Raw genomic sequence first — 20798 nt, 5'->3', positions numbered from 1 at the left:
GTCGCTGCGATCAAGGCGCCGCCCGCGGTCAATGCGCCCGCGCCGGACCCGGCGTGGGGCTTGCGCTCGTCCGAAACGCGGCATGCGCCGACTTCGTCCTCGATAGGGTCGGGCAGACCGCACTCCGCCGCGAGCGCGGCACGGCGGCCGGCCCGGATCCCGGCCGGCTGGATTCCTGGAGCCGGGGGCCGCATGCGACCGACGCGTCACCTGACGAGCGGGTGTTCCGGCACGCGGACGCGCCGGACGCACCCGCGCCGCGGTGACCGCCGGCTCCGGACACCGGGCGTCCCGTCGGGCGGGACACCACGGCGGCGGCGCGCCGGATCCGTGACCACCGCTACGACGCCGCCGACTTCGACGATCGGCGGGTCATGACCGGCCCGGCGGAGGGCGACGAGGGCGCCGGGCCGCCCGCGCGGGTCGCGTACCGGAACACGCCGCCGCTCGCTGACCGGCCGCCGCTCACCTCCCCCGCGCCCCCTCCTCCGCCCCACGGCGAGCCGGCCCGGCCCGCGCCGCCGCCGACCCGACCCGCCGGTCCGAGCGCTCCGCCGCCGACCCAGCCGACCGTGGGGCTCGCCGGGCTGACCTTCGTGGTGCCGCTGTTCTTCGTGCTCGCCTTCGGCGCCGGCGACGCGGAGTCGTCGTTGCTGGTGCTCGGCCCGCTCACCACGTTCGCCCTCCCGGTGATCGCCATGATCGCCTTCTGGTGGCAGGACTGGCCGGGCAGCGCCCTCCGCGCCGGCTGGAGCGGGTTCACCGACACCGTCCTCGCCGCCGCGGGCGGGGTGGCGCTCACCGTCGCGGCGCAGGCCGTCGTCGGCCGCGTGGACCTGCGCGGTGTCTTCTTCGCGCACGCCGGCCCCGCACACTCGGCGACCTTCCCGGTCACGCTGTCGTTGGGCGCCGGGGCGTTCGTGGCGATCCTCCAGCTCACCCTGGTGTCCGAGGGGTGGCCGCTGCGCCGGTTCGGCCGGATCGGTTCGGGCGTGGCGGCGCTCGCGCTGTGCTGGGCGGTCGCCGTGGCCGCGTACCTGCTGCTGGTGAACCTGGACGAGGTGCCGGCGGCCGTCCGCGGCGCGGGCCACCTGCGCAACCCCGGCGGGCCTCTTCCGGCCGCCGCCTACGGCGCCCTGCTGATCGTCCTCGGCGTCTGGCAGGTGATCCTCTTCGTGGCGCTGCGCGGCTGGCCGTTCTCGCGGATCTCCCGCCGCGGCCCGCGGTTGCTTGCCGGGAACGCCGCCGTGCTCGCCGGCACGGCGGTGACCTTCCTGCTGCTGCGCGAGGCCACCGGGTGGCGACCGAACCAGATCAGCGCCGCGGGCGGCACGGTCATCGCCGCCACCCTGCTGGTCGCCATGCTGTTCGAGGGCTGGCCCGGGACCCGGCTCGGCCCCGGACCGGGCCGCCTCTGCGTCGTGCTCCTCGCCGGCCTGGTCGCGGCAGCGCTGTACGCGGTGCTGGCGTGGTACGCGGGGCGGATCACCTTCGCGCGGGCCACCGCCGAGGACTGGATCGCGCTCGCCGCCCTCAACTTCCTCGCCACGGGGGTGGTGCTGCACGTCGCGGTATGGCGCCGCTGGCCGGTCGTGGCCACGACGACGACGCGGCCCTGACCACACCCGCACCGGCCGGCCGCCGGCACCCACCCGAGCCGCGCTACGGTCGGCAACTGCCGATCAAGGTATGGCCGGTGGAAGGAAAAGGGGCGCATGAGCACGTCGATCGTCGTCGGAGGAAGCACCGGACTGGGACGGGTGATCGCCCAGCATCTCGCGGATCGCGGCGACACGGTCGTCGTCACGAGTCGGGACAAGGCACGGGCCGAGGCGGTGGCCGCCGAGATCGGCGGCACGACCCGGGGGCTGGGCGTCGACCTCTCCCAGCCGGAAACCATCGCCTCGGCGTTGAGCGAGATCAGCGAGGTCGACAACCTCGTCATCACCGCCACCAGCCAGACGCCGAACACCCTCGGCGGGCTCGACCTCGACGCCGCCGTCACCGCGGTGACGATCAAGCTGGTCGGGTACGCCGAGACGGTGCGGGTCCTGCGTGACCGCTTCCGCCCCGGCGCGTCGGTGGTCCTCTTCGGCGGTCTCGCCAAGGAACGCCCGTACCCCGGGTCGACCATCGTGACGACGCACAACGCCGGCCTCACGGGCCTGGCCAAGACCCTGGCCGTCGAGATCGCACCGCACCGGGTCAACGTCCTGCACCCGGGCATCGTCGGCGACAGCCCCAAGTGGCGCCACATGACCGACCACCCGCACGTCGCCCGGACCCCGATCGGGCGGCTCGTGACGATGGCGGAGATCGTCGACGCGACGGACTTCCTCCTGCGCAACAGCGGCGTCAACGGCCAGGAGCTGTTCGTCGAGGGCGGGCTGCTGGCGAACTGACGCCCCCCGGCCCTGGCAGGCCGGTGGCCGTCGCCGCGGCGGAGGCCCGCCGCGGCGACGGCCGGGTGAGGCGGAGTCCGCCTCACCCGGTGCCTCTTTCAGGAGGCGTACAGCTCGGCGACCTCGGCCGCGGACAACGCCCGGTCGTAGACCCGCACCTGGTCGATCGCGCCGCGCCAGAAGTCGACCGGGCCCCCGTTGAACCGGGCCCGACCGATGACGGTCGGCCCGCTGGACGCCTCGCCCAGGCAGGAGCTGGCCGTTCCGGCCGGCTGCCCGTCGACGTACAGCGTCAGCGTGCCGGCCGCGGCGTCGCGCACACCCACCAGGTGGTACCAGCGGCCGGTCTCCGGTGCGGTCGGCGCGAGCGCGCGGACGCCCGCGAAGCTGAACGCGAAGCGGTTGTCGGCCCCGGAGTACTGCAGGAAGAAGGCGCTGTGGTCGGCGCCGTCCTGGCTCACCGCGGTGGCGAAGCCACCGAGACTGTCCAGCCGGACCCAGGCCGACGCCGTGTAGTTGCCCGTGGTGTCGAGGATCGGGGCGCCGGTGTCGACGTACTGGTCCACCCCGTCGAGCTGCACGGCGCCGCCGGTGTGACCCGTCGTCCAGGTGGCGCCGCCCTGCAGGGTGCCGTCGTGGTCGCCGGCCCGGTCGTCGGTCACCGTGCCGCTGCCCTCGTCCAGCGGCCACCAGCCCACGCCGGTGAGCCCGGGCGTGCCCGGCGGCAGCGGCGGCAGGTTCGCGCCCGTGCCGTCGACGGATCGGACGATGGCCCGGTTGACGTCGCGGACCTGGTCGAAGTCCATCTTCTTCACCTGGCGGTCGTAGGTGTAGAAGCCGTTGACCTCGTGCTCCACGTCGGTGGTCTGGGTGTAGACGCCGCCGGAGAGGCCACACCGGGTGGCCACCGTCAGCAGGTCACGCTGGTTCTCCACGTACCGCCTTGTGAGGGTGGCGCTGTCCGGCGTCATCTCGTAGCCGTGCCCCTCGCCGAACCACATGTGCCCGGGCACCTCGAGCCCGAGCCCGCCGTGCTCGCCGTCCACGGCCACGCGGTCTCCGCTCGGGACCGGGGACGCCGGGCCGAGGTACTGGTGGAAGTCGATGATGTCGCCGCGCCCCGAGTCGCCCTTGGAGTTGCAGCAGTTCACCCCGCTGTGCGCGTTGACCATCCGGCTCGGGTCCTGGGCGCGCAGCTCGTCGGCGATCCGACCGGTCGCCGTGCGGTCCCATTCGCCCCAGCCCTCGTTGAACGGCACCCACACCGTGATCGACGTCCAGCTCTGGTGCTCGGTGACGATCTCCTTGAGCTGGCGCTCGAACTCCTGCTGGGCGTCGGCCGGGGGGATCCCGCCGGTACGCATGGACGGCATGTCCTGCCACACCATGAGGCCCAGCTTGTCGGCCCAGTAGTACCAGCGGTCGGGCTCCACCTTGATGTGCTTGCGGATGGTGTTGAAGCCGAGCCGCTTGGTCTCGGCGATGTCGAAGCGCAGTGCCTCGTCGGTGGGGGCCGTGTAGATGCCGTCCGGCCAGAAGCCCTGGTCCAGGGTGGACATGTTGAACAGGATCTTGCCGTTGAGGGCCAGGTGGAGCTTGCCGTCGGCGCCCCGGACCTTGCCCACCTCGCGCATGCCGAAGTAGGAGTCCACCTGGTCCACGACCTTGCGGCCGTCACGCACCCGCACGGTGAGGTCGTAGAGGTACGGCGAGTCGGGCGACCACAGCTTCGGGTTCGGCACGGGTACGCGCAGCTCCCGGCCGGCCGGCCCGGACGCGCGCCCCACGACCCGGTGGCCGGCGTACGCGACGACCTCGACGGTACGGCCGCTGCCGGCCGCCACCTGCGGGGTGATCCGGAGGCTGGCGTCGTCGACGTCCGGCGTCATGGCCAGCCGCTCGACGTGGCTCGCCGACACCGGCTCCATCCACACGCTCTGCCAGATGCCCGACGACGAGGTGTAGAAGATGCCCCGGTCCGGCACGTTGCGCTGCTTGCCGACGGGCTGCCAGGTCTGGTTGGTGCGGTCCTCGACCCCGACCACCAGCTCCTGGGCGCGGCGGCCGCGGAGGGCGTCGGTGACGTCGACGCTGAAGCTGTCGTAGCCACCGCGGTGGGTGGCGACCTTGACGCCGTTGACCCAGACCGTGGCGTCGTAGTCGACGGCGCCGAAGTTGAGCCGCAGCCGCTCGCCGCCGCCGACCCGCCAGTTGGCCGGCACGTCGAACGTGCGCCGGTACCACATCCGGTCCTCGTGGCGTTGGATGCCCGACAGCGCGGACTCGATCGGGTACGGCACGAGGACCCGTTCGCTGAGCTGCTCGCCGATCGGTGGCGCCTCGCCCTCCTGCGCCCCCGCGAACTGCCACACCCCGTTGAGGCTCTGCCACCTGGAGCGGGCCAACTGGGGGCGCGGATAGTCGGGCAGCGCGTTGTCCGGCGACACCTCGTCGGTCCACGGTGTGGCGATCGGCGGCGTCCCCGGTTGCCAGGTCGGCTCGGCCCGCGCGACTCCGGGCACGCCGGCGACCACGCAGACCGCGGCGATCAACGCGGTGACTGCTTTCCTCATCGTTCAGGGTCCCTTTCTGACAGACGGCATCGCCTTCGAGGCGCGCCTCGATGGATTCGGTGGGCGACTCCCGGGCATGGGCGAAGCGGCAGACTTCGAGGTGCACGTCCGCGCGGACGACCTCGCCATGGACGGACTCGGTCCCGTCGGCGGCCCGGCGGGACGCGGCGCGTCCCGGTGTCACGACGGGATCGTCGCGGGGCTACCGACGGGCCCGGCCGTCACCGAGGAAAGCGTCCGGCGGCTGTTCGCCACTGCCTTAACCGCACCCGGGGTGGGGTGTGGTGTCGGGGTGGGCCCCGGCACCACACCCGGACGCCGGTGCTACTCCAGCGGAGGCAGGTTGGACGGCGGAAGCTCGGGGCCGAGGCTCGGGGCGGTCTCGGTCGACACGATCCGCCGGGGCGGCCACGTGACGCCACGGGGCGGCCAGGACTGCCGGGTGCGCTGCAGGAACCACTTCGGCGGCTCGTAGAGCGGCAGCTGGTAGTCGTCCGGCAGCATGCTCTTCCATGTGATCTTGGAAGTGCGCCGGGCGAACTCCTCCTTCATCTCGTTCAGGACGGTCGGCTGCGTCAGCAGGTCGACGGTGGTGGCGGCCAGGTACTTCGCGGCGGCCAGCATGGACACGTGGCCGGCGTGTGAGGCGGCCGTCGCGGTGTGGTGCCACGAGTGGTTCTTCGTGCCGCCGGGCTGGTGCGCGGTGCCCATGGAGATGGTCGGCACCTGCCAGCTGATGTCGGCGACGTCGGTGGAGCCACCGCCCATGAAGACCGGCGCCGGGGGCCGCAGCTCGCTGATCCGGTCGGAGAATCCGGTCTCCGCCGAGCCGTTGGACTTCTGCAGCGCCCTGCCGAAGCGCTGGTCGGCCTCGGAGAACGTCGGCGCGCCGATCTGGGTCATGTTGGCGTGCATCAGTTCGGCGCCACGCTTGTTGCCGAGCGTGTTCCAGACGCCGCTCATGATGCGGTATTCCATCCGGGTGCTGGTGGCGAGGGCGGCGGCCTCGGCGCACTTGACGATCTTGTCCATCAGGATCTTCGAGCGGGCCGGGCTGCCCTCACGCGCGTAGTACCAGATGCTCGACAGCGTCGGGAAGACGTTCGGCGCCTGCCCCGTCTGCCGGATGGCGTGGTGCATGCGGGCGGTGTGGGCCATGTCGCTCTCCCGCAGGAACTCGGTCAGCATGGCCATCGCGGTGACGGCGTCCTGCGTGGACCTGGTGCTCAGCGGGGAGCCGCCGTGGCCGTCGGTGCCCAGGAAGTGGAAGGCCACGCTGTACATGGCGTTGCCCGAGCCCCAGCTGGTGCTGTTGCCCGTGGCCGGGTGCCAGTCGACGAAGGCGTCGAGCCCCCGGTAGACGCCCGCCTTCACCGCCACCGACTTGCCGACCAGCTGCTCCTCGGCGGTCGAGCCGAAGAACTTGATGGTGCCGTCGACGTTGCGGGCCTTCATGGCCGCGGCCGTCGCGGCCGCCGCCCCGGCGGCCGCGGCACCCAGGGCGCAGTGGCCGCAGCCGTGTCCGTAGCCGTAGGTGGGCGCGTACGGGTCGTGGTGGTAGACCAGCGGCGAGTGGGTGGAGTTGCCCTTCTCCTGGGACAGGCCGGGCAGCGCGTCGTACTCGCCGCTGAACCCGATCACCGGCTTGCCGGTGCCGTGGCTGAACGTGGCCACGAACGCGGTGGGCATGCCGCCCGCGCCCCACTCGATCGTGAACCCGTTGGCAGCGAGGAACTGCGCCTCGGCCCACGAGGAGTTCCACTCCGCGAGCGAGGGCTCCGCGTACTCCCAGATCCGGTCGTTGAGGCCGCTGATGCGGTCCGCCTGGCGGTCGATCCACGAGATCGCCGCGTCCTTGGCCGGCGAGTCGGCGGCGAGGTTGGTCGGCGCCTCGTAGTTCGCCGGATCGGCCGGCATTGTCTTGGGGTCGAGCGCGAGGTCGGACGCGGCGGCGAGGGCCGGGTCCGCCGTCAGCGCGGGGGCGACCGCGAGTCCGGCGCCAGCCATGCCGAGGAGGCCCAGAAGGTCGCGGCGGCTGTACCCCGATTCGAGATGATCGGTTTCGCACATGGTGCACTCTCCTCGATTGAGAGCTGATCAACCGGACGCCGTCAGCGCGGCGTCGGCCATGCCCGGACATGCGGGCCTCGATCGATCCGAGAAAAGATTCGCGTTGGGGCGGAAGGGTCGGGGGTCGACGGATCGAGGGCGTGGCGTGTGAGCCGGTTGACCATTGGACGCGGCGGGCGTCCTCCGTCCCCACTGTCTGTGTACCTGAGAGCGTCGCCGGCCTTCCGCCGGCTTTCCCCTTCGGTGAGCGGCACGCGCCGCTGCTCTCCAGTGGCGCCTCGGGGCTGCAGTACTTGGGCCTGTGAGTTTCCGGGGAGGTTGCTCCTTCGGCGCCTCTCCTGGCCAGGGGGAGGACTCTCCTACAGCTCCTCAAACGGCTGATTTGATCCAACGCAGAAGGCGACCAGATGTCAACCCTCATCTCAATCTTGACGGAGAAAGGATCTCGTATGCGCCTATGTTCCGTGTCGCCGCCCGCCCCGGGGGAAGTGCGGGAAAAGACCACTCGGAAAGCACCCGCCACCCCGCGAATCGCCCGGAACGAACGGCGTCCGTGTGATCGGCGACGAGGTGGGTAGAGCCGGACATGCTGACACGCGCGCTATGGCAGGGCACGCTCGCCGGCCTGGCCGGCACCGCGGTGATGACGGTGGCCGAGAAGGCCGAGCAGCGGTTGTCGGGCCGACCGGACTCCTACGTCCCGGCCCGGGTGCTCGAGCGGCTGTTGCGCCTGCCCGAGAAGCCCACGACCCAGCCGCGGTCGCTGAACCTCGCCATGCACTACGGGCAGGGCGCCCTCGTCGGTGTGCTCCGCGCGATCATGGCCAACGCCGGACTTCGAGGGCCCTGGGCGTCGGCGATGTTCACCGTGGTCCGGCTGACCACCGACCAGGTCCTGGAGAACGCCACGGGCGTCGGGGCGCCGCCGCAGACCTGGCCCCGTCGCGAACTCGCGGTGGACCTCCTCCACAAGGCGGTCTACGGTTTCGCGGTCGGCCTGGTCGCCGACGCGTTGGCCGCCCGCAGCGGGCCCGGCCCCGGGCAGCTCCACGCGGCGAAGCTGCCCGGCCGCCACCACGACGTCGGCCCCCTTCCCCGCTCGGCGGCGGCGTGGGGCCGCCGCGGCTGACGGCCAGGCGTCATCAGTTTTGTTGATGCTGGCGATCGGAATGATTCGTTTGATCTGATGCTGGCGCGGAGCGAAGCTTGATCCTGCAACGACAAGAACCCGGTCAACGGAGGCTTCCATGAGCACAGGACAGCGCGTAGCGATCGTCACCGGCGGTTCGCGTGGCATCGGCCGCCAGGTCGTGCAGCGGCTGGCCGAGGAGGGCTACGCGGTGGTCGTCAACTACGCCGGCAACAAGGCCGACGCGGACGCCACCATGGCGACCCTCACGGACCAGGGCGCCACGGCGATCGCCGTCCAGGCCGACGTCGGCGACGAGAAGGCGGTCACCGCCATGTTCGACACGGCGGAGCGGGAGTTCGGCGGAATCGACGTGGTGGTGAACGTGGCCGGCATCATGCCGGTGGGCCCGCTCGTCGACTTCGACCTCGACACCTTCGACCGGCTGGTCCGCACGAACCTGCGCGGCGCCTTCCTGGTCACCCAGCAGGCCGCTCGCCGGGTCCGCGCCGGTGGCGCGATCATCAACACCTCGAGCTCGATCACCAAGTTCAGCCGCCCGGGGTACGCCGCCTACGCCGCCACGAAGAACGGCGTCGAGGCGATGACCCTCATCCTCGCCCGCGAGCTGCGCGGTCGCGACATCACGGTCAACACGGTCGCGCCCGGGCCGGTCAACACCGAACTGTTCCTGCGCGGCAAGGACGAGGAGACGATCGCCCGGATCGCCGCCGAGCCGCCGCTGGGCCGGATGGGCACCCCGGAGGACATCGCCGAGATCGTGGCCTTCCTCGCCGGCCCCGGTCGCTGGATCAACGGCCAGGTGCTGTACGCCAACGGCGGCGCGATCTGACCAGCCGGGCAGAACGCATCCCCTCCCCCTCCCCCCTCGCACAAAGGTGTTCGCCATGAGCAAGATCATCCTTATCAGCGGCGCGTCCAGTGGATTCGGCGCTCTCGCCGCCCGGGCGCTGGCCCGTGCCGGCCACACCGTGTACGCCGGCATGCGGGACCGGGCCGGGCGCAACGCCCCCGCCGTCACCGACGCCGGGGAGTACGCCACCGCACACGGCGTCGACCTGCGCACCGTGGAACTCGACGTGACGTCCCAGCCGTCGGTGGACGCGGCCGTCGCCTCGGTGCTGGCCGAGCACGGCCGGCTGGACGTCCTGATCCACAACGCCGGTCACATGGTCACCGGTCCGGCCGAGGCGTTCACGCCAGAGGAACTGGCCGCGGTCTACGACACGAACGTGCTCGGCACCCAGCGCCTCAACCGGGCCGCCCTCCCGCACCTGCGGGCCCAGCGCAGCGGCCTGGTGGTCTGGGTCGGCAGCTCCAGCACCCGCGGCGGCACGCCGCCCTACCTCGCGCCGTACTTCGCCGCGAAGGCCGGCATGGACGCGCTCGCGATCAGCTACGCGGCCGAACTCGCCCGCTTCGGTATCGAGACCTCGATCATCGTTCCCGGCGCCTTCACCAAGGGCACGAACCATTTCGCCAACGGCGGCCATCCCGCCGACCAGGCCACCGTTGCCGCGTACGACGAGCTGTACCCCGGGCTCGTGGAGCAGGTCGGCCGGCGGCTGGCCGAGATCGAACCGCCGGACGCGGACGTCAACGCGGTCGCCGAGGCGATCGTCAGGGTGGTGGACACGCCGGCGGGCCGGCGCCCGTTCCGCGTCCACATCGACCCCTCCGACGACGGGTCCGAGGTGGTCAACGCGGTCGCCGACCGGGTACGGGCCGAGTTGCTCACCCGCATCGGGCTGGGCGACCTGCTCAGGCCGCGCCTCGCCCACTGAGCCGGTCGGTGACTCCGGTCGCCGGGCGTCGCGGGACGCCCCGGCGACCGGAGTCCCGCCGTTCTTCCCGTTCCGCGCGCGCATCGGCAGGTTGGCGACTACCTTCGAGGCGTTCACACCGCGGCGCGTTCCGGTGGCCGCCCTTCCGCGGCGAGATCCCGTGACCTGCCCGTGGCGCGGCAAGAGAATGGGAGTCGGACGTGCAGAGACGCACCCTCGGACGCAATGGCCCGCAGGTGTCCGCGATCGGTCTCGGCGCGATGGGCATGTCCGACCTCTACGGCCCGGCCGACGAGGCCGAGAGCCTGGCCACCATCCACGCCGCGCTGGACGCCGGGATCGACCTGATCGACACCGGCGACTTCTACGGCATGGGGCACAACGAGATGCTGATCGGCCGGGCGCTGCGCGGTCGGGATCGGGACCAGGTCACGATCAGCGTCAAGTTCGGCGCCCTGCGCGACGCGGCCGGCGGTTGGCACGGCACGGACGGCCGGCCCAGGGCGGTGGCCAACTTCCTCGCCTACACCCTGCGCCGTCTCGACACCGACCACGTCGACATCTACCGCCTCAGCCGGCTCGACCACGAGGTGCCGATCGAGGAGACCGTCGGGGCGATCGCCGAGCAGGTGCAGGCCGGCCGCGTACGCCACATCGGCCTCTCCGAGGTGGGCGCCGAGACCATCCGACGGGCCCACGCGGTGCACCCGATCAGCGACCTGCAGATCGAGTACTCGCTGCTCTCCCGCGGCATCGAGGCGGAGATCCTGCCCACCCTGCGCGAGCTCGGCATCGGTCTCACCGCCTACGGCGTCCTCTCCCGTGGCCTGCTCAGCGGCCGGTGGACGGCCGACCGACCGCTGACCCCCGGCGACTTCCGCGGCTTCAGTCCCCGGTTCCAGGGTGACAACCTGATGGCGAACCTGGGTCTGGTCGAAGCGCTGCGGACGATCGCCGACGCGCGGGGGGCTACGGTCGCGCAGATCGCCATCGCCTGGGTCCTCGGCCGCGGCGACGACATCGTCCCCCTGGTCGGCGCGCGGCGCCCGGATCGGTTGACCGAATCGCTCGGCGCGCTCGACCTGACGCTGACCGACGATGATCTGGCCGCCATCGAGCTGGCGGTTCCGCCCGGCGCGGCGGCCGGTGAGCGGTACGCGGCTCCCGCCATGGCGGAACTGGACAGCGAACGGTGAGGGCCGGTTGACCGGCGCCGGGCGGACGAAATCACCAGCGGGTACGGAACTGCCGGCGCGTGCGGTACACCGGTTGCCCGTAGTGCGGGACGAAGGCGATCAGGGCCATCCCGGCGGTCGTGGCGGCGGCGACCGCGAGCGGCGGCAGCCCCCGCAGCGCCGGCGCAGCCAGTGAGAGGGCGACGACGCCGAGCGGCAGCCGCCACAGGATCGCCCGGAACACCACCACCGCGTACAGGGTGCGGCCGGCGAGGAACACCACCGGACCGGCGACCACGATGGCCAACTCCGTGGTGGTGGTCTCCCCCAGGGGGCGCCGGGCCACGATGTCACCGCCGGCGGCGATCAGCACCACGCCGGACACCATGACCAGGTGCGCCCACGCCGCGACAAGCGCGAGCCGGCCGGGATTGGTCGCCTTGTCGATGCCGGTGGCGAGGTGGTCGGCGACGTAGACGGTGTAGATCCGCCACATGGTCACGGTGATGACGAACAGCAGGATCACCCCCGCTGTCTCGAACGACGCGAACGGCGGGTCGCCGTAGCGCCGCACCCCGACCAGGATGATCTCGCCCAGGGTGACGATGAACATCTGCCGGTAGCGTTCGGCGAGGTGCTCGCCCCCTACCCGCAGTTCCTCGGTGCCGGAGCGGCCTAGCCGCGGCACCGGATACCCGAAGAAGCCGATCGTGAAGTCGGTCGCGACCGCGATCCCCCAGAACACCAGCCGGACCCCGCTGGGCAGGAACGCGCCGACCACCCACAGGACACCGGTCAGGCCGAACCAGGTGAGCACCCGCATCGGGCGCACCCGCAGCGCGTGGCCGCGCAGGGCGGTGACGAGGATGAGCCCGCGACACAGGTGCAGGCCCACGTACGCGCCGGCGAAGGCGATCCCGCTGGGTCCCTCGAAGGCGCTGCTGACGGCCAGCGACATCAGCAGTCCACCGAACAACACGACGAGGACGATCACCTGCACCAGCGGCTGGCGGGGGTCGTACCAGTCGGTGGTGTACGCGGTGACCGTCCAGACCCACCAGATGGCGGCGAGCAGGACCACGGTCTCCACCGCGTGGTTCCAGCTGAGGTTGCCGGTCAGCCGGTCGGACAGCCGGGTGAGTGCGACGATGAGGCCTAGGTCGAACAGGAGTTCCAGGTAGGAGATCCGGCGGGGCTTGTCCTGACCGCGAAGGATCCACCCCGGTCCCGCCCGCGCCACGCCTCCCCGATCCTCCGGACATTCCCGCCCAAATTCGTACCACGCCGGGGCCGGCGGGGGCGGGAGGTTGCCCGTACGACGTCCGTCGCCATACAGGGACGGACGAGGCCCCCGGCGGCGGTGACGCCGACCGGGGGCCTCGTGACACGACCGACCGAGGTCAGCCGTCGGACTCCGGCGACGGGATGTAGGCGCCCGGCACGTCCTCCGGCGCGAAGACCTTGTCCTCACCCGGGTACGGCGTGGTCCACCCGTGCGTCTGGTACCACGTGAAGTGGTTCATCTGCGCGGGGTTCGCGAAGTCGGGCCGGGCGTCGGACCCGGTCAGCCGCTGGTGCGACTTCCACTCCTCCCACTGCCCGGCCACCTGCTTCTTGTCCGCCGGCACCGTCGCCGACGGCGCGGCCGCGGCGAGGGGGTTCTGCGGCGCGGGGGTGTCCAGGCCGCAGGGCGGCGGGGTCTTCAGACCGTCGGTCAGCGAGGTCCGGTTGGGCAGCGCCGTGAACGGCGTGAAGTCCGGCTTCTTGGTGAACGCCTCCCGCATCGGGGTGGCGGCGCTGTCCTTCTGGTTCATCGGGTGGATCCCGAGGATCTGCTCGATGGTCCGGATCATCGTGATCTGCGTGTAGTAGTGGCTGTCGACGACGCCACGGCGGGCCCACGGGCTGATGATCTGGATCGGGGCACGGTGGCCGTCGACGTGGTCGAGACCGGCCTGGGAGTCGTCCTCGACCACGAAGATCGCCGAGTCCTTCCAGTACGGGCTGTGCGAGATCGTGTCGACGATCTTGCCGACCGCGAGGTCGTTGTCGGCGACCTGGGCGGCCGCGTTCGCCGGACCGCCCGTGTGGTCGCTGGAGAGCCAGAACATGTTCAGGTTCGCCGGCCCGTTCTCCGCGAAGTCACGCTTCCAGATCTCGTACCGGTAGATGTCCGGGACGGCGGTGTCGAACTTCGGGAAGGCGGGCACCGACACGCTGTTGAGCGACGGGATCGGCGAGGACGAGACCAGGTTGTAGGCGGTGTCCTGCCCGGTCGCGGCCATGTTCCTGGTGTCGCAGTACAGGTTCTGCCAGCTCGCGTCGGCCGGCTTGGTGAGGAACTGGTGGAACTCGCCGAAGTTCCGGACGGTCTTGTCGGCCGCCTGCGCACCCGTCCAGATGAAGCCGGTCCGCTGGTGGCCGAGGGCGTCGTCCTCGGTGTCGTAGCTGCGGAGGTACTCGCCGGCCGTGGACTCGGTGTACTCCGGGTTGTCGGCCTGCATCAGCCAGTTGTGGCCCTCGGCCGAGTTGGTGCCGATGTCGTAGGTGTTGTCGTAGAGCCCGAACTGCTTGGCCATCGCGTGCTGGTTCGGCGTCACGTTCTCGCCGAACTGCGCCAGCGCCGGGTCGCCGTTGCCCCGCGGGTCGTCGCCCAGGACCTGGTCGTACGTCCGGTTCTCCTTGACGATCAGGAACACGTGCTTGATCGTCGAGGGGTCGCCGAGCCGCTGCGGCACCGGCTCCGCCTTGGCCTTGTTGCCCTTGGCCAGCTTGACCGAGCCGTTGGTCCAGCCGTTCTGGTTGAAGACCTTGGCGGTCTGGGACTTGATGACCTTGTCGCTCGGCAGGGTGAAGCGCTGCAGGCTCGACGTCGTGTCGTGGGTGCCGTGGCCGGCGCTGGCCGTGGGACGGCGGGCGTCGATGCCACGGGTGTTGGAGACGAGCACGTCCTTGCCGACCGTGGTGATCTCCGCCGGGAAGTAGTCGGTCGGAAGCAGGCCGACGTAGCTGACCGGCTCGATCGGGGTCGTGTACCGGTAGACGGCGACCGCGTTGGCGCGGCCGAGCGTGACCAGCAGGTGGCCGTCGTCGGTGAGCGTCACGGCGTCGGGCTCGTAGCCGACCGATGCCTCCGGCCACGGCCGGGTGGCGATCGTCTGGACGACCTTGTCGCGCCAGGTGTCGATGACCGACACGTCATTGGTCGCGGTGTTGGTGACGAACAGGGCCCCGTTCTTGGCGTACAGGGCGGTCGGGTGCAGGCCGACGTCGATGCTTCCGACGGCGGCGTCCGGCTTCGCCACGTCGATGACGCTGACGGTGCCGGTGGTGGTGGCGGCGGTCACCGGGTCGGCCGGCACCTGCGTGTTGTACGAGTTGATCGTGCTCTCGCCGGGCCTCGCCGGACGACCGCCCTCGTTGCTGACGTAGAGCTTGCCGCCGACCAACGCCAGGTCACGCGGGGCGTTGCCCACGGCCCAGCTGTGCCGGATGGCGCCGGTCGCCGTGTCGATGGCGACCACGCGGTTCTGGCCGTTGACAGCGGAGTACACGGTGGCGCCGTCGGGCGAGAACACGGCCTCGGCCACGAGCGCCTGCCTCGGCCCGTCCTTGGCGATCCCGACGGTCGTCGGGTTGGCGAGCGTGCCGTCGGGGTTCACGGTGAACTTCGTGTAGCCGTCGGGCTGGCCCAGCCAGAGCTGCGAACCGTCGGGCGAGTAGGTGGGGCCTTCCTGGCCCACGTTGTTGCCGCTGATGCGCAGGTTCGCCGCCGCGTTGTTGCCGACGAGCTGCTGCACCTTCCAGCTCTTCAGGTCGATGATGGCCAGCGCCATCCCACCGTCGGTGACCGAGGCCGCCAGGTGGGTGCCGTCCGGGCTGACCGACGACGACATGATCTTGCCGTTGTTGACGACGAGACGCTCGCCGATCGGGTCGACGTACTGGGCGTCGGACACGACCAGACCCTTGTCGGTCGTCTGGCCGACCTGGTCGGTGCCGAACTGCTGCGTCTGGGCGAAAGCGATGCCGGTGCCGGCGGCGACGACGACAGCGGTGGTGCCTGCCGTCGCCAGGGGTAGCCGGCGGCCGATTCGTTGACGGAAAAGACCGGATTGGTCCTTCCCGACACGCCGACGGCGGCGTGTTACCTGCATGGGGTCATCCCTTCGTGGTGTGGAGCAGTTCGACGTTGCCGTCGAACTGCCAGAGCGGGTTCGGCGCGTCCCCCTGAGGGGTGCGCACCAGGAAGTAGCCGTTCACTTCCTTCGGTCCGTCGCCGTCGGCCACGAACCGCCCGTCTGGGGTGACGTCGAGCTGGTAGATGGCCGTACCCACGGCCTCGACGTCGGGGAGGTGCCAGGAGACGACGCAGCGCCAGTCGTTGCCCGGCCCTTCGGCGGCGAGCTTGCCGCCACCCTTGTTGCACGTCGCCGCCGCCTTCAGCTGGGCTTCGGTGACGTCGGGCCGGTTGAGCTGCCCGGTCTGGATGCGGTAGAGGTGGGCGAACGCCGTCGCGACCGAGCGCTGCACCTTGTCCTGCTCGATCCCGGAGCCCGTGGCCGGAGTGGCCACGGCCATGACCCCGACCGTCACGGCGAGCAGCCCGGCGAGCGGCAGGGCGCCGACGGCGACCGCGCGGCCCGCCGAGCCGTCGGCGGTCAGGTTGGTGAAGTCACGGCGCAGGAACAGCAGGTACGCGAGCGCCGCGGCGGTAACCGCCCACACGAGGCTGACCGCGACGCCGATCAGGAGCGGGCCGATCTGCGCCGGGCTGGTGAACAGACCGTTCCAGGCGATGAAGGCGTAGCCGGGCAGCGCGAGGCGCACCGCCACGGGCAGGGGCAGCATCTGGGCGAGCTGCATGGCGAGTGCGACGACCGCGGGCAGCAGCAGCCCCATCGGGGAGCGCCCCAGGGCCACGGACCCGAGGAGCCCGATGGCGGCGAGGGCCAGGGTCGGCGCGAGCACGCAGAGCCACGCGAGCAGGGTCCTCGCCGCGGCGTCCCCCGCCGTGAGCAGGTGCCCGTCGAGGCCGACGAGCGGTTCGTTGCCGACCGCCACGACGCCGCCGGCCGCGCTGGAAACGGCCAGCCCGGCCACGAGCAGCAGGATGACGGTGAGGCTGGACAGCGCCTTCGCCGCGAAGATGCGCCGGGGCGACCGGACCGCCACGAGCAGGTGACGCCAGGTGCCGAGCCGGTCCTCGGAGGCGAACACGTCGCCGGCGACCACCGAGGTCAGCAGCGGGAGCGCCCAGGTGCCGGCGAAACCGAGCGTCACGAGCGGTCCGGCCCAGCCCGTGGCGTGCATCCAGCGGCCGAAGAGGGTGTCGACGGGCAGTGAGCTCTGCTGGCTCACGGCCGCGACGAAGAGGGCCGGCGCGATCCAGCACGCGAGGACCAGCAGCCGGATCCGCCACTGCGAGACGAGCTTCACCAGTTCGAAGCGGTAGCCGCGGGCCACCGAGACGCGGCGGGCACCGACGGCGCGGTCGGCGGCGATGGTCGCGGTCATGCGACGGTCTCCTGCTGTTCGGTGAGGGCGAGGAACGCGGCCTCGAGCGGCGAGACCACGGGGGCGAGCTCGCGTACCGCGATGCCGGCGTTCACGAGCCGCACCACGAGTTCGTCGAGGGCGGGCACCAGCGCGCGCACGACGAGCACGTCGGTGTCCCGCGGCCCGGCGTCGTCGTCGACGTGGACCCCGGTCGTGTCGGCGGCCAGCCGGCGGGCGGCCTGCGGGTCGGAGGTGCGCAGCCGGTAGTCCAGCTCACGGTTCTCGGCGGCCAGCTTGCCGAGCGGGCCCGAGAAGACGACCCGCCCGGTGGCGAGGATCGTGACCTCGGAGCACAGTGCCTCGAGGTCGTCCATGCGGTGGCTGGAAAGCACGACGCTGGTGCCGTCCGCCGCGAGCCGGGTGAGGACGCGGTGGACGTGCTTCTTGCCGGCCGGGTCGAGGCCGTTGGACGGTTCGTCAAGCACGAGCAGCCGGGGCCTGGTGAGCAGCGCGGCGGCCAGCCCCAGTCGCTGGCGCATGCCGAGAGAGAAGCCGCTCGCCCGGTCCTCGGCGACGTCGGTGAGGCCGACCTGGTCGAGCACGTCGTCGATCACCGCCGCCCGCGTGTCCTGGCCGCGGAGGGCGGCGAGGGCCGCGAGGTTCTGCCGGGCGGTGAGCGAGGGGTAGAGGCCGGGTCCGTCGACGAACCCGGCGACGCCGTCGGGTGCGGCGAGTGCCCGCGCGATCGGCGTACCCAGGATCTCGAGGGTGCCCCTGTCGGCGACGGCCAGGCCCAGCAGCAGACCGAGCAACGTGGTCTTGCCGGCGCCGTTCGGCCCGGCCAAACCGTGGATCTGCCCCTGGGTGACGTCCAGGTCGATGCCGTCGAGCGCGACGACGTCGCCGAAACACTTGGTGATACCGCGAGCCCGGATGGCGAGGAGTGCGTCCATGAGCCCCTTCTTTCGTAGCCTCAAGCAACCTAGGGGCGGCACTCGACGCAAGCAGGGACGCGCATCTGAACGTTCGTGGAACGGAGGACGACCGGCATGTCCGCGACGCGCGCGGCTGTCGGTCCGGGTTGGAGCCCGGCGCCGGCGGCCGTCCGAAGTGGTGGACGGCCGCCGGCGTGCTCAGTGGGCCGGCGGTGCCGCCGGCGGCACGCCCCGCGTCACCTTCTGACCTGCGGCCTTAGGCGACGGCTGGTCGCCGCTCGTGCCGACGAGCCGGCCGCGCAGGACTCCGACGCCCACGCCGACGAGCCAGACCGCCGCGAGAAGCCGGAACGCCGGTTCCGGCCGGACCAACGGTGGCAGCACGGCCGACAGGGCGGAGGCCGCCACCAGCGGGCCCGCGACGCGCCCGTAGCCGAACACCCACCTCGGCCGCCGACGCGAACGCCACGCGGCCACCGAGGCCGCCGCGATCAGCAGGCCCGAGCCGAGCAGGTGTACGGCGCCGCCGAGCACCAGCGTCGCCCTGCCGAGGCCACTCACGGTCGTGTCACCGGCCGACGGCGCGACCAGCAGGAGGGCCAGCGCGCACAGCACCGAGGCGAGCATCGCCCCGGCACCGACCACCGTCCCCCAGACCGTCACGGCGCCGGCACGGGTGCCCTCGGCCGACAGGGCAGCGCGCAACCGGAAACCGAACCGGTACAGGGCGACCGCCGCCAAGGCCTGCAACGCGGACTGGACGAGCACCGCCGTGTCGCTGCCGCCGTAGAAGTCCCGTAGCTGCGCGACCGACGCGTCCGGCAGGTACAGGCTCTCCCCCGCCTGCAGTGCGTTGCCGGCGGCGATGCTCGCGACGAAGGCGACCACGAAGGTGATGCCCCACCAGCCCCAGCGCCGGCCGCCCGCACCGGCCCCCCGCGGGCTGCGCGCCGGTACGCCGCCGGCCGGCGGTGTGGCGGCGAGCCGCTCCGTCGTACGATCCGCGGGCGCTGCGCCGCCCGCCCTGCTGACCCGGTCCTCCATCGTTCACCCTTCCCCTCGTGGGCAGACGCGATCGGGTCGTCACGCTGCCAGGGAACGGGCGCCGTGCCATCCGCCGGCGCGCGGCTGTCGACGTACGACGGAGCGGGTACGGCCGTACGCTCCACGGCGTAGCGACCGACCCGCCTCCCCGGGACGTCGGCCGCCGGCTCAGGTCACGTTGACCGTGTACTCCGCCGTGTGCACCGCCCCGTCGACCTGGAAGTCGAAGTACGCGCGGTACCGGCCCGCGCTCGGCACGGTCAGCCAGAACTTCACGGTGCCGTCGACCAGTTCCGGTTCCGGGTGGACGTGCACGTAGCCGAGGTCGCCCTCGCGGACGACGACGAGGTGCCCGTACGCGCCCAGATAGCGCTCCAGCCGGGGCGGCGCGTCCGCCCCGGTGCGGGCGACCCGGAAGACCATGGGCACGGTCACCCCCACCGTCGGGGTGCCCTCCATCGACACCGCGAACGGCCCGGCTGTGGCCTGCGGCTGTGCGGGCGGCAGCGGCGCCGGGGCGTGCGCGCCGGGCACGTCGTGGTCGACGCCCAGGACCAGGGGCAGGTTGGTGCCGTCGGTGTTGGTCACCGCGAAGTCGGCGTAGACGCGATATGGGCCGGCCCGGCCCAACCGCAGGGCCACGCTCCAGGTGCCGTCGGGCGCCATCGTGGGGTGCAGGTGCTGGTATCCGCTCAGGTCGCGACCCACGACGATCAGGTGCAGGGGCTTGTCGTGGACGACCGCGAAGCGCGTCGCCGGCTTCCGGTCCGTCCCGACGATCCGGAACCGGTAGTCGACGCTGACGCCGGCGGGCTGCGATCGTTCCATCGGCTGCAGGGTGTACCCGCCGGCGCTGACCGTCGTCCCGGTCGCCTGCCCGCCGCCGGCACCGCCGTCGCCCGCGTGCGTGTGCGCCCCGGTGCCCGGCGGATGCTGGTGTCCGTCCTCCGCCGACGCGGGCCCGACCGCCGAGACCGGTCCGGCGGGCACGTCCGCCCGGTCGCCGGGTGTGCGCTCGCCGCCCGCGCCGACGCGTCCCAGCCCGAAACCGGCCAGGAGGGCCACCACGAGCCCACCCACGAGCAGCGCGAGACGGGTGGTGCCCGGTCGGGTCTGCGGCGGGGCAGCCGGCCCGCCGGACGTGTCCACCGCGCCGGCGGACCCGGTTCGGGCTGCGCCGCCGGTGGTACGGCCGCGGCCGGCCGCTCCCCGCGCGCTGCGCGGCCCGGGCCCGGTGCTCCGCCGGCGGGGTGCCGCCCCCGGGACGGGACCGCGGCCGGGACGCCGGGCCGCGGGGGCCGGCCGCCGGCGCCAGGCCACGAAGCCGGCCACCGCGACCACGATCGCGAGCGCCACGCCGGTCCACACCATCCACGCGGCGCCGTCCTCGTCGCCCGAGGCGGTCGACGGGGCGGCCCCCGCCGGCGGGGCCGGTGACACGGGCGGCGCGGCCGGGGTGGGCGACGACGCCGCGCCGTGCTGCTCGGTGGCCGCCAGCAGCGCCGGGTCCGGCTGGTTCGCCGGCGGGGTCCATCCCGGCGGCGGCGCCGTCACCCGTCCGGAGTACCGGAAACTCATGGTCCCCCGGACGGTCTCGCCGTCGGAGGCCACGGACAGGTAGCTCACCGAGTACTGCCCCACCGCCGGCAGGTGCGCGACCGTCACCACCGCCGGAAACCCCGTGGTGAACTCGCGGGGCTCGAACTTGCCGTTGACCAGGAAGTACTCCCGTACCGGCTTGTCCAGCGGCCGCGGAGACCCGTACGTCCAACCCTGGTCGACCCGGCCGCCGCCGGGCGCCGTGACGGTGAAGTACGCGTTGGCGGCGACCTTCTCCGTGAAGTAGAGCTCCACCGCCGCCAACGGCTCGCGCACCACGGCGCCCGAGGCCGGCATGGACATCGCCAGGGTGCCGTGCGCCGCCGCGGGCGCGGCCGGCGTCAGGATCGCGACCGCGGCGAGCAGGACGAGCGCGAGCAGGCTGGAGAGCGCCCGCCCGGGGCGTGGAGGGTGACGACGCATCAGAACATGCTCACCATCGTCGGACGTCGATCAAGCGTTGACGATCTTTTTCCGCACATGGCAAAAGTTCTGCCCCGTCCGGGCACTGGCCCGGCCCGACCGGTCGAGAACGCGGGTCCCGACCGGTCGCGGGACCGCCATCGG

14 protein-coding genes and 1 riboswitch are annotated in these 20798 nt (G+C 72.3%); of the genes, 6 read left to right on the top strand and 8 right to left on the bottom strand.

Going from position 1 to position 20798, the window contains the following annotated elements:
• The first annotated feature begins 374 nt into the window (after positions 1-374).
• Together ACSNOA_RS15665 and ACSNOA_RS15660 are read left to right on the top strand one after the other, a co-directional pair.
• Positions 375-1619, top strand: coding sequence for a hypothetical protein (locus ACSNOA_RS15665; protein WP_436659072.1), 1245 nt, complete (start codon positions 375-377; stop codon positions 1617-1619).
• A gap of 96 nt (positions 1620-1715) precedes the next feature.
• A complete protein-coding gene (locus tag ACSNOA_RS15660; protein ID WP_436659070.1) occupies positions 1716-2402 on the top strand; it encodes an SDR family NAD(P)-dependent oxidoreductase in 687 nt (228 codons plus the stop codon).
• Positions 2403-2500: 98 nt separating this feature from the next.
• Here ACSNOA_RS15660 and ACSNOA_RS15655 read toward each other — a convergent pair whose 3' ends face one another.
• Positions 2501-4975 (bottom strand): LamG-like jellyroll fold domain-containing protein, encoded by a 2475-nt coding sequence (locus tag ACSNOA_RS15655; protein ID WP_436659069.1) that lies wholly within the window; start codon positions 4973-4975, stop codon positions 2501-2503.
• A 324-nt stretch (positions 4976-5299) separates the two neighbouring features.
• Complete coding sequence (locus ACSNOA_RS15650; RefSeq protein ID WP_436659068.1) at positions 5300-7045, bottom strand: amidohydrolase; 1746 nt, start codon at positions 7043-7045, stop codon at positions 5300-5302.
• A gap of 182 nt (positions 7046-7227) precedes the next feature.
• A riboswitch (glycine riboswitch) is annotated at positions 7228-7326 on the bottom strand.
• Positions 7327-7631: 305 nt separating this feature from the next.
• Here ACSNOA_RS15650 and ACSNOA_RS15645 point away from each other — a divergent pair.
• The 4 genes from ACSNOA_RS15645 (at position 7632) to ACSNOA_RS15630 (ending at position 11175) form a co-directional block, all read left to right on the top strand.
• Positions 7632-8174 (top strand): hypothetical protein, encoded by a 543-nt coding sequence (locus ACSNOA_RS15645; RefSeq protein WP_436659065.1) that lies wholly within the window; start codon positions 7632-7634, stop codon positions 8172-8174.
• Between the two features lie 118 nt (positions 8175-8292).
• A complete protein-coding gene (locus ACSNOA_RS15640; RefSeq protein WP_436659063.1) occupies positions 8293-9027 on the top strand; it encodes an SDR family oxidoreductase in 735 nt (244 codons plus the stop codon).
• 55 nt (positions 9028-9082) lie between these two features.
• The gene (locus ACSNOA_RS15635; RefSeq protein WP_436659061.1) at positions 9083-9979 is read left to right on the top strand and encodes an SDR family oxidoreductase; all 897 of its coding nucleotides are present in this window, start codon (positions 9083-9085) and stop codon (positions 9977-9979) included.
• Between the two features lie 200 nt (positions 9980-10179).
• Entirely contained in the window at positions 10180-11175 is a 996-nt protein-coding gene (locus ACSNOA_RS15630; RefSeq protein WP_436659060.1) for an aldo/keto reductase, read from the top strand.
• 31 nt (positions 11176-11206) lie between these two features.
• Here the strand turns inward: ACSNOA_RS15630 and ACSNOA_RS15625 are convergent, their stop codons facing one another.
• The 6 genes from ACSNOA_RS15625 to ACSNOA_RS15600 all read right to left on the bottom strand — a co-directional run bounded on the left by ACSNOA_RS15625 (position 11207) and on the right by ACSNOA_RS15600 (position 20654).
• Positions 11207-12394 carry a low temperature requirement protein A gene (locus tag ACSNOA_RS15625; RefSeq protein WP_436659058.1) on the bottom strand — a complete coding sequence of 396 codons (1188 nt, stop codon included), beginning with the start codon at positions 12392-12394 and terminating at the stop codon, positions 11207-11209.
• A gap of 160 nt (positions 12395-12554) precedes the next feature.
• On the bottom strand, positions 12555-15311 hold the full coding sequence (locus ACSNOA_RS15620) for a phosphoesterase (RefSeq protein WP_436659057.1): 2757 nt from the start codon (positions 15309-15311) through the stop codon (positions 12555-12557).
• A 4-nt stretch (positions 15312-15315) separates the two neighbouring features.
• Positions 15316-16671, bottom strand: a complete 1356-nt coding sequence (locus ACSNOA_RS15615; RefSeq protein WP_436659056.1) for an ABC transporter permease — start codon at positions 16669-16671, stop codon at positions 15316-15318.
• The gene (locus ACSNOA_RS15610; protein WP_436659054.1) at positions 16668-17606 is read right to left on the bottom strand and encodes an ABC transporter ATP-binding protein; all 939 of its coding nucleotides are present in this window, start codon (positions 17604-17606) and stop codon (positions 16668-16670) included. The genes ACSNOA_RS15615 and ACSNOA_RS15610 overlap by 4 nt, the downstream gene beginning before the upstream one ends.
• Positions 17607-17786: 180 nt before the next feature.
• Positions 17787-18632: a hypothetical protein gene (locus tag ACSNOA_RS15605; protein WP_436659052.1), complete on the bottom strand. Its 846-nt coding sequence runs from the start codon at positions 18630-18632 to the stop codon at positions 17787-17789.
• Positions 18633-18800: 168 nt separating this feature from the next.
• Positions 18801-20654 carry a copper resistance CopC family protein gene (locus ACSNOA_RS15600; protein WP_436659051.1) on the bottom strand — a complete coding sequence of 618 codons (1854 nt, stop codon included), beginning with the start codon at positions 20652-20654 and terminating at the stop codon, positions 18801-18803.
• Between the last annotated feature and the right edge of the window lie 144 nt (positions 20655-20798).

The organism is Micromonospora sp. URMC 103 (assembly GCF_051386435.1).
Taxonomy (GTDB): Bacteria; Actinomycetota; Actinomycetes; order Mycobacteriales; family Micromonosporaceae; genus Micromonospora.
The sequence above is the reverse complement of the archived record's forward strand: the minus strand, read 5'-3'. Positions and strand labels throughout refer to the sequence as shown.

Coding starts and splice junctions, on each gene's coding strand:
- ACSNOA_RS15665 (WP_436659072.1), top strand. CDS start 375: ATGACCGGCCCGGCGGAGGGCGACGAGGGCGCCGGGCCGCCCGCGCGG.
- ACSNOA_RS15660 (WP_436659070.1), top strand. CDS start 1,716: ATGAGCACGTCGATCGTCGTCGGAGGAAGCACCGGACTGGGACGGGTG.
- ACSNOA_RS15655 (WP_436659069.1), bottom strand. CDS start 4,975: ATGAGGAAAGCAGTCACCGCGTTGATCGCCGCGGTCTGCGTGGTCGCC.
- ACSNOA_RS15650 (WP_436659068.1), bottom strand. CDS start 7,045: ATGTGCGAAACCGATCATCTCGAATCGGGGTACAGCCGCCGCGACCTT.
- ACSNOA_RS15645 (WP_436659065.1), top strand. CDS start 7,632: ATGCTGACACGCGCGCTATGGCAGGGCACGCTCGCCGGCCTGGCCGGC.
- ACSNOA_RS15640 (WP_436659063.1), top strand. CDS start 8,293: ATGAGCACAGGACAGCGCGTAGCGATCGTCACCGGCGGTTCGCGTGGC.
- ACSNOA_RS15635 (WP_436659061.1), top strand. CDS start 9,083: ATGAGCAAGATCATCCTTATCAGCGGCGCGTCCAGTGGATTCGGCGCT.
- ACSNOA_RS15620 (WP_436659057.1), bottom strand. CDS start 15,311: ATGCAGGTAACACGCCGCCGTCGGCGTGTCGGGAAGGACCAATCCGGT.
- ACSNOA_RS15615 (WP_436659056.1), bottom strand. CDS start 16,671: ATGACCGCGACCATCGCCGCCGACCGCGCCGTCGGTGCCCGCCGCGTC.
- ACSNOA_RS15610 (WP_436659054.1), bottom strand. CDS start 17,606: ATGGACGCACTCCTCGCCATCCGGGCTCGCGGTATCACCAAGTGTTTC.
- ACSNOA_RS15605 (WP_436659052.1), bottom strand. CDS start 18,632: ATGGAGGACCGGGTCAGCAGGGCGGGCGGCGCAGCGCCCGCGGATCGT.
- ACSNOA_RS15600 (WP_436659051.1), bottom strand. CDS start 20,654: ATGCGTCGTCACCCTCCACGCCCCGGGCGGGCGCTCTCCAGCCTGCTC.